This window comes from Agrobacterium sp. 16-2014-1-2a (assembly GCF_053522705.1).
Genome location: NZ_JBNWBX010000002.1, coordinates 52,239 through 64,441 on the forward strand (window position 1 = coordinate 52,239; position 12,203 = coordinate 64,441).

The 12,203-nt window shown below is 59.7% G+C and carries 10 protein-coding genes; 8 read left to right on the forward strand and 2 right to left on the reverse strand.

Going from position 1 to position 12,203, the window contains the following annotated elements; all coding sequences use genetic code 11:
* Position 1: 1 nt before the first annotated feature.
* Positions 2 to 2,602, reverse strand: coding sequence for a bifunctional lysylphosphatidylglycerol flippase/synthetase MprF (gene mprF, locus ACQZ45_RS09090; RefSeq protein WP_113292352.1), 2,601 nt, complete (start codon positions 2,600 to 2,602; stop codon positions 2 to 4).
* Positions 2,603 to 2,877: 275 nt separating this feature from the next.
* Here mprF and ACQZ45_RS09095 point away from each other — a divergent pair, with 275 nt between their 5' ends.
* On the forward strand, positions 2,878 to 3,171 hold the full coding sequence (locus ACQZ45_RS09095) for a hypothetical protein (RefSeq protein WP_003514125.1): 294 nt from the start codon (positions 2,878 to 2,880) through the stop codon (positions 3,169 to 3,171).
* A 60-nt stretch (positions 3,172 to 3,231) separates the two neighbouring features.
* Here ACQZ45_RS09095 and ACQZ45_RS09100 read toward each other — a convergent pair whose 3' ends face one another.
* Positions 3,232 to 4,272, reverse strand: coding sequence for a dipeptidase (locus tag ACQZ45_RS09100; RefSeq protein WP_025594419.1), 1,041 nt, complete (start codon positions 4,270 to 4,272; stop codon positions 3,232 to 3,234).
* A gap of 235 nt (positions 4,273 to 4,507) precedes the next feature.
* On the opposite strand from ACQZ45_RS09100, the gene ACQZ45_RS09105 reads away from it, so the two are divergent.
* The 7 genes from ACQZ45_RS09105 (at position 4,508) to ACQZ45_RS09135 (ending at position 12,202) form a co-directional block, all read left to right on the forward strand.
* The gene (locus tag ACQZ45_RS09105; protein WP_003514121.1) at positions 4,508 to 6,103 is read left to right on the forward strand and encodes an ABC transporter substrate-binding protein; all 1,596 of its coding nucleotides are present in this window, start codon (positions 4,508 to 4,510) and stop codon (positions 6,101 to 6,103) included.
* 2 nt (positions 6,104 to 6,105) lie between these two features.
* Positions 6,106 to 7,119 (forward strand): ABC transporter permease, encoded by a 1,014-nt coding sequence (locus ACQZ45_RS09110; protein WP_003514118.1) that lies wholly within the window; start codon positions 6,106 to 6,108, stop codon positions 7,117 to 7,119.
* Positions 7,116 to 8,018 carry a nickel transporter permease gene (gene nikC / locus ACQZ45_RS09115; RefSeq protein WP_003514116.1) on the forward strand — a complete coding sequence of 301 codons (903 nt, stop codon included), beginning with the start codon at positions 7,116 to 7,118 and terminating at the stop codon, positions 8,016 to 8,018. Before ACQZ45_RS09110 ends, nikC begins: the two co-directional genes overlap by 4 nt.
* A gap of 3 nt (positions 8,019 to 8,021) precedes the next feature.
* Positions 8,022 to 8,852 (forward strand): ABC transporter ATP-binding protein, encoded by an 831-nt coding sequence (locus tag ACQZ45_RS09120; RefSeq protein ID WP_003503986.1) that lies wholly within the window; start codon positions 8,022 to 8,024, stop codon positions 8,850 to 8,852.
* Positions 8,849 to 9,589 (forward strand): ABC transporter ATP-binding protein, encoded by a 741-nt coding sequence (locus ACQZ45_RS09125; RefSeq protein WP_003514115.1) that lies wholly within the window; start codon positions 8,849 to 8,851, stop codon positions 9,587 to 9,589. The genes ACQZ45_RS09120 and ACQZ45_RS09125 overlap by 4 nt, the downstream gene beginning before the upstream one ends.
* A gap of 116 nt (positions 9,590 to 9,705) precedes the next feature.
* A complete protein-coding gene (locus ACQZ45_RS09130) occupies positions 9,706 to 11,217 on the forward strand; it encodes a serine hydrolase domain-containing protein (protein WP_003514113.1) in 1,512 nt (503 codons plus the stop codon).
* A gap of 88 nt (positions 11,218 to 11,305) precedes the next feature.
* Positions 11,306 to 12,202, forward strand: coding sequence for a LysR substrate-binding domain-containing protein (locus ACQZ45_RS09135; protein ID WP_003514111.1), 897 nt, complete (start codon positions 11,306 to 11,308; stop codon positions 12,200 to 12,202).
* Position 12,203 lies beyond the last annotated feature (1 nt).

Here is a 12,203-nt window from a genome sequence, read left to right on the forward strand (position 1 = left end):
CTCATTTTCCGATCACTCCTCTGACACCGCCACTGATCAGAACCGTCGCGTCCATCAGCGCCAGAGCGGCGTCTGCGCCATTTTGTACGGCGAGGTAACGCGGTTCCCATTTCGGGTGGAACTTCGTCTTGAACGCACGAAGGCCCTTAAAGTTGTAGAAACGTTCGCCATGTTCGAAAAGCGTGCTGCCAATGCGGTCCCAGACCGGTGCCGCATCGCGCTTCGACATGCCGGACATGGGTGCCATGCCGAGATTGAAGCTCTCATATCCCGCCTCGCGTAGATGCTGCATGATGCTGACGAAGAGGAAATCCATCGAGCCGCGCGGTGCATCCGGTGAAAAGCGCATGAGATCGACGGTGGCTTCCTTTTTGGTGTCCGTCACCATCAGATTGGCGAAGGCGGTGATCTTGCCATCCTTGCGCAGCACGGCGACGGGCTGGGAGAGAATGTAGTTGGGCTCGAACGCACCAAGAGAAAATCGCTTTTCCCTTGTATTGTGGTGGGTGAGCCAGCCATCCGAGACCTGCTTGAGATCATCCAGAATATCGGCAACATGCGATTGCTTGACAACTTCGAAGGTCAGCCCGTCGCGGGCGCCGCGGCTCAGTGACTGGCGAAGGGTCGCGAGCTTGCCGCCCTTCAATTCGAACGCGGTAAGATCGACCAGTGCCAGTTCGCCAAGCTTGAAGGCACGCAGGCCCGCATCGGCGCAATGGGACAGGAGGAAGGGCGAAATCTGGTAGAAGGCGGCGCGCGCACCCGCCGAACGGGCGGATTCCACGAATTGCCAGACCAGATCGGGAAAATCCTCCTCGTTGCCGACGGGATCGGCGAAGGCTATCCATGACCGGCCCTGAATGCCGTACATGATGAAGGCGCTGCCGCTTTCCGAGAACATCACATGCTTGTCGCCCATGCGCACCAGATTGGCGTCGGCCGAATCCTGCTGCATGACGATGTCAGTTGCACGTTCAACGTCTTCCGGCTGGATGGAATCCGGCTTGAAAGTGACGGGCCGCATCAGGCTGAAAATTGCAATGGTGGAGGAAGCGAGCACCAGGCCGAGGAGGGCGCGCAGACCGCGCGGGGCTTCTTCGGAGAACTCGAATTCCCACCACAATGTGTGGCTGTAATCGGTGTCGCGGTAGACGAACAGAAGGATCGTTGCCGCGCCGGCGATGATGACGGCCATAGCAGCGAGCCAGCTCGGTCCCAGCGCCTGTTTGACCAGCGAGGCATGACGGTTGAAGCTGCGCATATTGAGGGCGAGCGCCGCGATGAAGATGCCGAGGAAGATTGCCTCGAAAACGGCGATCGCCTTCACCAGCGACAGGATGAGCGCCAGCGATGCGGCGACAAGGGCAATCCACCACGCCCCATCCAGCCGCTGCCCGAGGCCGCGGGAGGCGACAACGAGGCCAAGGCCGAGAATGCTCGTCAGAAAGTGCGCCGCCTCGATGATCGGCAGTGGCACGAAATTCGACAGGAAATCCAGATTGCTGCCGGGCGTCGGCGTCACGCTCGAAAAGATCAGCATGGTGCCGAGAATGATCGCGAAGGTGGAGAGCAGCGGTGGCGCCAGCCGCACGGCAAGCTGGCTGATATCGGAGACCACCGGCTTGGCCGCGAACTGCTTCATTTCGGAAACGATCATCACCAGAATGGCAACAACCAGCGGCAGGACGTGATAGATGACGCGATAAAGAACGAGGCTTCCGAGCAGCTGATCGACGCTGATCGCGTTGCCGAGCCCGGCTACCATGACCGTTTCGAACACACCGAGACCGGCGGGAACGTGGCTGAGAACGCCAAGGCCAACGGCGGTGGCATAGATCGCGAAGAATGTCGGCCAGCCGAGATGCGTCTCGGGCAGGAGCACGTAAAGCACGGAGGCGGAGGCGGCGATATCAAAGGCGGAGACGAGGAACTGGCGCGAGGAGGTGCGGCTGTCGGGAAGGCGCAGTCGCCATTTGCCGAGCCGGATCGCCTTGCCGTTGCGGCCGACGTAGGCGGTGGTAACGAGAACGGCAATGACGGCGAGCGCTCCGCCCCTTAGAACAGTCGGGTCGAGACCGATGATGGCCGCGATGCGTGGTGCGACGATGAAGGTCGAAAGGGCGCTGACAGACAAAAGCCCCAGCCCGAAGGACAGCGTGACGAAGGCGATGACACGGGCGATGTCACCCGGCGAAAGTCCCAGCCTGGAATAGGCGCGAAAGCGTATGGCGCCGCCGCTCAAGGGGCCAAATCCAGCAGTGTTGCCGATGGCGTAAGCGGCAAAAGCGGTGGCCGCCATGGACGGGAAGCGCACCTTTTTTCCGACATATTCGATCGCGTTGGCGTCATAGAAAATCAGCGACAGGAAGCTCAGCGCCGTAAAGACCATTGCAAGAAGAATGGCCGGAAGCGAAGTGTCCAGAAGGGCTGCGATCACATCATCGTATCGCACTTCGGATGTGAGGCGGTAAATCGCAAACGTCATCATCACGAAGATGAGCGTAATGGCGATGGCCGTCAGATAGGGCCGGTTTCTGGCAAAGAAGCTTTCAACCGGGGATTCGGTAATATCGGTCTGTATAATTTCGCTCTTGTCTGCCATTTGCTTTTTCCAGCGCCAGTCCCTTGGTTGGCGAACCACAGGATTGTGTCGCTAATTCGTTTCGGTTGAGGAAATTTGCTTAGCAGAAATGCGTGACGTGTCGATGTGAAGTTTGGCGACAAACCAATGAGATTTTCGCCGTTAAAATGAAAAATGCAACCAAAAAGAGCGATGTTCAAATTTTAGATCAAAAACTCCGTGAATTAAACGTTCCGATTGCTTGGAGGCGATGTTTGATGTGATTAAACGCTTCTTTCAATTGAAGGAAATGCAAAATGAACATGCCTACAAGAATAGTAATTTCGCTGATCGCAGCCCTTTTGGTGGGCGGCGGCTACATGGCTTATGACAAGATGCGGGGCGCCGAATGGGTTGTCTCGCCGCAGCAGATCGCTGATGCGAAGGCCGGCGGGCAGGCCGGATATGAATCGCGTCCGGGAACAGTGACCGTTCTGCCGATCCGTAGCGAGACGGCGGATGTACTGCCGATCAAATGGGCCATTGCTGGTCTGGTCGCAGGCCTGCTGGCGTTTCGGTCCACGGGCAAAAAGAAAGCGGCAAAGGCCTGAGGCCTGCCGCTTCATGTCTCCGGCACGGAAGTCCGGGGAGAATGCCAAAGTCGGGGCGCGTTACGCGCCCCACGTTTTCTCCAGCACGCGTACCCAGTTGCCATAGCAGATCTTGGCGAGTGCGGCGTCGTCATAACCGCCGTTGCGCAGGGCTGTGACCAGCAATTGCAGATCGGCCGCATCCTTCATGGCTGCTGGAATGGTGGTGCCGTCGAAATCCGAGCCGAGTGCGACGTGATCGATGCCGATGCGGTTGACGATATAGTCGACATGGCGGACCAGTTCGCCAAGATCGGTAGCCGGGTTCTTCACGCCGTCCTGTCGCAGGAACAGAACGCCGAAATTGATGCCGGCAAGACCGCCTGTGTCGCGGATCGCGTCCAGCTGGCGGTCCGTCAGGTTGCGGCTGTGGTTGCACAGCGCATAGGTGTTGGAATGGGACGCCACCAGCGGTGCGTCCGAAATCTTCGCGATGTCCCAGAAACCCTGTTCGTTCATGTGCGACAGGTCGACCATGATCTTCAATTCGTTGCAGGTCTTTACCAGCCGTTTTCCGGCATCGGTGAGGCCGGGGCCGATATCCGGTGTCGACGGGAAGCGGAAGGGAACGCCGTAGGCGAAGATGTTCGGGCGGCTCCAGACCGGTCCGAGCGTGCGAAGGCCAGCCTCGTGGAGAACATGCAGCGCATCCAGATCGGCGCCGATCGCTTCTGCGCCCTCGATATGGAAGACGGAGGCAAAGGCGCCCTCTGCCATCGCGCTGCGGATCTCGGCGGCCGTGCGGCAGACTTTCAGCGCACCGCCTGATTGTTTCTCGGCGCGGAACAGCAGGGCCGCCATGCCAAGCGTCGCCTTCAGCGCGTCCGCTTCAGCCGGTGTCGTAAAGTCGCCGTTCGCGTCCTTCTCCATGCTGGGCGAGGGGACGTAGATGGCGCAGAGGCCACCGGCCAACCCGCCCTTCCTGGCGCGCGGCAGGTCGATATGGCCGACCGTATCACCCTCGATGAGAAGCGTTTCGGGAGAGGCATTTCCCGATCGCCATAACCGCAGAAGCACGTCGTTGTGGCCGTCGAAGACGGGTACGGTTTTTTCATCGGTCATGGTCATTCACCTTTGGATACGGGCGGGGCGCGGTCGCGCGGTCGTCAGACTTTTGAGAATTGGTAGAGGAAAGGTCAAGGTCGGAGCAAATGCAATCCATGCATAGGCTCTGCCAAATTTGGAATTGGTCGCGCCTCGTTTGCTCGTGGTAATCGCGGGAAAACATAAAAAAAATGACTGGATTGGGGCGAACCCATACCGTTTCCGAAAAATAAGGTCCGAAAGGGGATTTTCGATGATTTCAAGACGCAACCTGCTGATTGCCGGCGCTGCCGTACCGTTCCTGTCCTATGCGCACATTCCGGCATTTGCTGCGACGCCCAAGGATATTCTGGTGGTCGCGCAGCAGCTGGACAACATGACGAGCCTTGATCCGCATGAGGGTTTCGAAGCCGTCGGCGGTGAAATCATGTCCAACATGTACCAGAAGCTGGTGCGGGCGAACCGTGAAGATTCCACCAAGGTCGATCCGGTCATCGCGAAGTCCTGGGAAGCCGATGCGGAAAGCAAGGTTTTCACCTTTGTGATCGGTGACGATGCGACCTTCTCGAGCGGTGCGAAAGTGACCGCGGAAGACGTGGCCTTTTCGCTGCAGCGCGCCATCAAGATGAACAAGAGCCCGGCCTTCATCATCGGCCAGTTCGGCTTCACGCCTGACAATGCCGAAACCACCATCGTTGCCGCCGACGAAAAGACAGTGAAGCTGACGACGGCAAAGCCGACCGCAATCTCGTTCCTGCTCTATTGCCTCTCCGCCAATATCGGCGCGATCGTTGAAAAGAAGGCCGTGCTGGCAAATGCCTCGGGCGAAGACCTCGGCAATGGCTGGCTGCAGAAAAACAGCGCCGGTTCCGGCGATTTCATGTTGCAGGCCTGGAAGCCGAGCGAGAGCGTAGCGCTCACCGTCAACCCGAATGGCCCCTACAAGGGTAACATCAAGCGCGTCATCCTGCGCCATGTCACCGATCCGTCTTCCCAGCTTCTGATGTTGCAGAAGGGCGATATCGACATTGCCCGCGACCTGACCTCGGAACAGCTGCGTACCGTCCAGAACGACGCCAACATCGAGTTGCAGCGCAAGAGCATCGCCTCGCTGGTGCTGATCTCGCTTAATCAGGGCAATGAGAACCTTGCCAAGCCACAGGTCTGGCAGGCCATCAAATGGGCGCTGGACTACAAGGGCATGCAGGAAAACATTGTGCCGCTGACGCACAAGGTTCACCAGAGCTTCGAGCCGGAAGGTTTCCCCGGCGCCGTTAACGACACGCCGTACCAGCGCGATGTCGAAAAGGCCAAGGCGCTGATGGCGGAAGCCGGTCTTGCCGACGGTTTCGAAATCACCATGGATCACTATTCCGCCCAGCCTTACCCGGATCTGGCGCAGGCCATCCAGGCAAATCTTGCCGATATCGGCATCAAGGTGCGTCTGCAATCTGCCGAGAACCGTCAGGTTCTGACCAAGATGCGCGGCCGCGAACACCAGATGGCGCTTTCCGCATGGGGCACGGATTATTTCGATCCGCATTCCAATGCCGATGTCTTCAACATCAACAAGGACAATGGCGACGACGCCAAGTCCAAGCCCTTCCTGTGGCGTTCGCGCTTCAAGAACGACGACTTTGCCGCGAAGGCAGAAGCCGCCCGCGACGAGAAGGACCCGGCAAAGCGCATCGAGCTTTATGAAGCGCTGCAGCGCGAGCACATGGAAAACAGCCCCTTCGTCTTCATGTTCCAGACGACGAAGACGGCCGCGTTCCGCAAGGGCGTTTCCGGCTTTGAACTCGGCGTTCTCTCCGAGGGCAATTCCTACCACGATGCTAAGAAAGCGTAACATTGAACAAGCGCGTCAAAAGCATATCGTCGACACTGAGCAGCGTCATTCTGACGCTGTTCGGGTTGATGGTCATCACCTTCCTGATCGGGCGCGTCATGCCTGTCGATCCTGTCATCGCGGCAGTTGGCGACAACGCGCCTGAAGACGTCATTGTGCGGGTTCGGGCCGAAATGGGCCTGGACCAGCCACTGGTCGTTCAGTTTTTCCACTATGTGTCGCAGGTGCTGCACGGTGATTTCGGCAATTCCATCCTGACCCGCAACCCGGTTTGGATCGATATCAAGCGCGTTTTCCCCGCCACCTTCGAGCTTGCTACGGCAGCACTCATTCTCGCTGCGCTGATCGGCATTCCGCTCGGCGTATGGGCCGCCGTGAAGCAGGGCAAGTTAACGGATCAGATCATCCGCGTCGTCTGCCTTGCCGGCCATTCCGTGCCCGTCTTCATGCTGGCGCTGATTTCGCTGCTGGTATTTTACGCCACGCTTGGCGTCGCACCCGGACCGGGCAGGCAGGACATCATCTATGACGGCATGATCTCGCCGGTCACCGGCCTGATGACGGTCGATACGCTGCTTGCCGGCGACTGGGACGCGTTTTACGACGCCATCGCCCATATGGTGCAGCCCGTCTGCATCCTTGCCTATTTCAGCATGGCCTATATCACCCGCATGACACGCGCCTTCATGATCGATGCGCTGAAGGGCGAATATGTCATTACCGCCCGTGCCAAGGGGCTTTCGGCAATGACCGTTATCTGGGGGCACGCCTTCCCGACGGTTGCCGTACAGCTCGTCACGGTTCTCGCACTCACCTATGCCGGCCTTCTGGAAGGTGCCGTGGTGACGGAAACCGTCTTCAGCTGGCCGGGCCTTGGCCAATATCTCACCGTCTCGCTCATGAACGCGGACATGAACCCTGTCGTCGGAGCGACCCTGTTGATCGGCCTGATCTATGTCGGCCTCAACCTGCTCGCAGACGTACTTTACCGAGTAATGGATCCCCGCGTTCGATGATGTTAGCAACTTTCAGAAACTGGGCTCTGGATGAGACGCCGCATTCCCGCAGGCAGGCTGCCTGGGGAAACCGGTACCGCATCTGGCTGAACCTCAAGTCCAATCCGCTGGCGGTGGTCGGTCTCACGATCATCATCGTCTTCATTGCGCTGTCGCTGCTGGCGCCGTTCATCGCGCCTTACGATCCGGCCGCGCAGAACCTCGGCAACCGCCTTGCCTTCCCGAGTGCCGAGCACTGGTTCGGCACGGATGAGCTGGGTCGCGACATTCTTTCCCGCATTCTCTATGGTGGTCGCGTCACGCTTGGCATGGTCATTGCCGTCGTTGTTCTCGTTGCGCCGATCGGTCTCGCCATCGGCTGCATCGCCGGTTATTTCGGTGGTATCGTCGATACGGTGTTGATGCGGGTGACCGATGTGTTCCTGGCCTTCCCGCGCCTCATCCTGGCGCTTGCCTTCGTCGCGGCGCTGAAGCCTGGCGTCGAAAGCGCCATTCTCGCCATCGCGCTCACCGCCTGGCCGCCCTATGCGCGTCTCGCTCGCGCCGAAACCATGACGGTTCGCGGCAGCGATTTCGTTGCGGCCTACCGGCTGACAGGCGCTTCCGCCTGGCGCATCATCGCCCGTCACATCGCGCCGCTCTGCGTGCCGAGCCTCATCGTGCGCATCACGCTCGACATGAGCTCGATCATCATCACCGCCGCAAGCCTCGGCTTCCTCGGCATGGGCGCGCAGCCGCCTTCGCCGGAATGGGGTGCGATGATTGCGACGGCCAAGCGCTTCATCTTCGAACAATGGTGGGTCGCCACCATTCCGGGCATCGCCATTTTCCTCGTCTCGCTCGCCTTCAACTTCCTTGGCGATGGTCTGCGCGACGTGCTCGACCCGAAGGGACATTGAGCCATGCTGGTCGAAATCGAAAATCTGAAGATCGCGTTCCAGACCCGCACCAGCCGCTTCGAGGCGGTGCGCGGTGTTTCCATGAAGCTCGGAACAGAAAAGCTCGGCATCGTCGGTGAATCCGGTTCGGGCAAGAGCCTCACGGCGCGCGCGCTGATGAAGCTTCTGCCCTCCAATGCTGATATCAGGGCCGACAAGCTCTCCTTCGACGGTATCGACGTGCTTTCCGCCAGTGAAAAGCAGATGCGCCAGATCCGAGGAAAACGGGCAGGTTTCATCCTTCAGGATCCGAAATATTCGCTGAACCCGGTCAAGACCATGGGTGCACAGATCGCGGAAGCCTGGCGCGCCCACAAGGGCGGCAGCAAGCGTGCGGCCATGGAGGCGGCAATCGCTCTGCTCGATCAGGTGAAGATCCGCAATCCGCGCCAGGTCGCTTCGTCCTACGCTCACGAGGTTTCCGGCGGCATGGGCCAGCGTGTCATGATCGCCATGATGCTGGCGCCTGATCCAGAGCTTCTGATCGCCGACGAACCGACAAGCGCTCTCGATGCCACGGTGCAGGCGGAAATCCTGCGGCTGATCGAGGAGCTGGTATCGGAACGCGGCATGGGTCTCATCCTCATCAGCCACGACCTGCCGCTAGTCTCGCATTTCTGCGACCGCGTGGCTGTCATGTATTCCGGCCGGGTGATGGAGGAACTGAAAGCTTCCGAACTCCTGAAAGCACAGCATCCTTACACGCAGGGTCTCTTGAACTGCATTCCCTCGCTGACGCATCCGCGCGAGCGTCTTCCCGTTCTCAACCGTGATGCAGCGTGGTCCAGCCTATGATCGACGTCGAAAATCTCCGTATCAAGTTCGGCGACCGTGAAGTGGTGAAGGGCGTGTCCTTTTCGGTCGAAAAGGGCGGCAGCTTCGGCATCGTTGGCGAAAGCGGCTCGGGCAAGTCCACCATCCTGCGCGCCATGGCCGGCCTTAATGAAAGCTGGGAAGGCCGCATCGCCTTTGCCGGCAAGGATGCGCCGCTGAAGCGCACGCCGGAATTCTTCCGGCAGGTGCAGATGGTGTTTCAGGACCCCTATGGTTCGCTGCATCCGCGCCAGACCATCGACCGCATTCTCAGCGAATTGCCGTTGGTGCACGGCATGGACAATATCGAAAAACGCATCCAGCAGGCGCTATCGGATGTGGCCCTGCCGCAGGCGGTGCGCTTCCGTTACCCGCACCAGCTCTCCGGCGGTCAGCGTCAGCGCGTGGCGATTGCGCGTGCGTTGATTGCCGATCCGCAGGTCCTGCTGCTCGATGAGCCGACTTCGGCGCTCGATGTTTCAGTGCAGGCGGAAATCCTGAACCTGTTGCAGGATCTGCGGGCGGCGCGCAACCTCACCTATATCCTCGTCAGCCACAATCTGGCTGTTATCGCGCATCTGTGCCCACAGGTGGGCGTGATGCTGAATGGTGAAATGGTCGAGCAGCTGAATGCAGGCGATCTGCGCGAAGGCCGCACGAAACACCCGCATACAGAAGAGTTGCGCAGCCTGAGTATCCGGTTGGAAGAGCCGGCTTGAGCCCACGTCGCACATAGATCGAGCGGGTGCTGCTCGCTTCTTCTTCCCACCGGCGAGAAGGTCGCGGCAGCGGTATGAGGCTTCCCACAAGACCCACGAAGACACGAGACCGAACAATGTCACAGCAATTCGACTGGAACGCCGCTTCAACGCTTGCCGAGAGTTTCGTCTCGCAATGGGCCGGCAACGAGCCAGGCGGAGCAGTGATCGGTTTCGATCTCAATGGCATCCGTTTTGCCCATGCGGGCGGGGTTGAGAGCCTTTCGACGTTTACGCCGTTCACGCCGAAAAGCGTGGTGCGTTACGCATCCGTCACCAAACATGCCTTCTGCGCCATGGTGCTTGCCCATTCCGATCTGATCGGGCTTGACGATCCGCTCGGAACGCATCTGCCGGAGCTGCAATCGCCGCTCCGCGACGTCACTGTCGGGCAGGCGCTGGATATGAGCGGCGGGTTGCCGGACACGCGCGAATGCCTCTCGCTGCTTGGTCTTTCCGTCTACACCGAAACGAAGGCCGGCCCGCTTCTAGACTATCTGTCGCGGCTGACCCGGCTGAACTTTCCGGCCGGCAGCGAGGTTTCCTATTCGAATACCGGTTATCGTCTGGTCGAGGCGGCGCTGGAGCGCCATGGCTTCCGTTTTGACGATTTCGTGCAGACGCAAATTGCCGGACCGTTCGGTGTTTTCCTAAAGGCGCCGGACGTCTGGAACGATCCGGTGGACGGATTGGTGCCGGGTTACTGGAAGGCTGAAAGCAACTGGCAACTTTCGGCGGCGGGGCTGCATATTTCCGCTTCGGGCAGTCTTGCCGGCAGTGCCGAAGCGCTGACCCGCTGGCTGCAGGGGCTGATGCGCGGAGAGGGCAGCTTTGCCGCCGTTCTGGACGGGCTTTCCACCGAGCGGCGGCTCGCCGATGGACGGATGAGCGAATATGGTCTCGGCCTGCGCTGGTCACATCTCGGCGACAGACGTTTCGTCGGTCATGGCGGTTCGCATCCCGGCTACAAGACGTACTTCCTTCTCGATCCGGAAAACGGCACGGGTTTCGTCGTGGTATCGAACCGCGAGGATACCGACGGCTTCAAGATTGCGCTGGAAAGCATGGCGGCCCTGACCGGTTTGCCTTTACCCAAACCCGCCGCCAGCTTGCCGGAAGGCCTCTATGTCACCGAAAGCGGACCGTGGTGGCTGGAGATCAAGGGCAGTACCTCGACCTTCATCGATGGCGACGACACGCTTTATGAAGATGCCGATGGCTGGGTGTCATCGCGCTCCGCATCCTCTCCGATGCTTCTGAGGCTCGAGGGCGACGCGATCGTCGGCGAGGCAGGCCACGCCGCTCGTCGGTTCCTTCCGGTTGGCGACCATGCGGTGCCCGATGAGCTTTCCGGAACTTGGCGCTCTACCGAAGGGGCGGAATTTACGATTTCCGGTTCGTCGCTGACCATGGGTATCGGTCCCACGCGCCGCTCCATGCCTTTGACGGCGCTCGGCAATGGTCGCTTCCTCTTCACGCTCTCGGACGGGCCGTGGACGAAGCGCATCTGCCTCAATCAATTGAGCGACAGCCGGATAGAGCTTGTGGCGAGCCGGGCGCGAATGATCGAATATTCAAGAAGCCTTTAAGAGGGTTTCAATCAGCTGCTATTGCTCCTAATAAAGACCCTTGTTCCAGCTAAAGGCCGGTTCAACATCTTTGTGGGAGAACAGGCCCTTGGAAGTCAAATGGCTCGAGGATTTCCTGGCGCTGGCCGGAACGCTCAATTTTTCGAAGGCGGCGGAAGAGCGGCATGTGACGCAATCCGCTTTCAGCCGGAGGATCAAGCAGCTGGAAGCCTGGGTGGGCGCGACGCTGGTCGATCGCGCTTCCTATCCCTCACGGCTGACCGAGGCCGGGGTGAAGTTCGTTCCGGTGGCGCAGGAAACCCTGAAGCAGCTTTACCACGCCCGTCGCACCCTGTTGCAGGAAGACGGTGAGGATGCCAGAACAGTGCGGCTGACGGCGCTGCACACGCTGTCTTTCACCTTCTTCCCGGACTGGCTGAAACGGGTGAACGAGAAGGCGGGACCGCTGTTTTCGGTTCTGCGGCCTGATTCCGGCAGCATGGAGGAGAACCTCAATTCGCTGGTGGACGGGCAGAGCGATTTCCTTCTGACCTACGCCCACCCCGAAGTGCCGATGCTGCTCGATGCGCAGACCTTCGAATTCCGCGTGCTTGGCGCGGAAAACATCATTCCCGTTTCCGCCCCCACAGAGGACGGCGCACCGCTGCACAGCCTGACGGAAAGCGCGAAAAAACCCTTTGCCTATCTGGATTACGAAAAAGCATCGTTCTTCGGGCCGCTGTTGCGCGATCTCCTGAGTGCGCGCCTGCCGAAATTCGAGCGGGTGCATGAGGGCAGCATGTCGGTGGGGCTGAAAGCCATGGCGATGGCGGGATGGGGTGTTGCCTGGGTGCCGGAAAGCCTGATGCGGCACGAGCTGGATAGCGGCGCGCTGGTGCGTGCCGCCGATCACAGTTTCGATATTGCCGTGGATATCCGGCTTTATCGTTCCAAGGAGAACCGCCGTCCCGTTGTCGAGCGCATATGGGCGGTTCTCGAAGATTGAT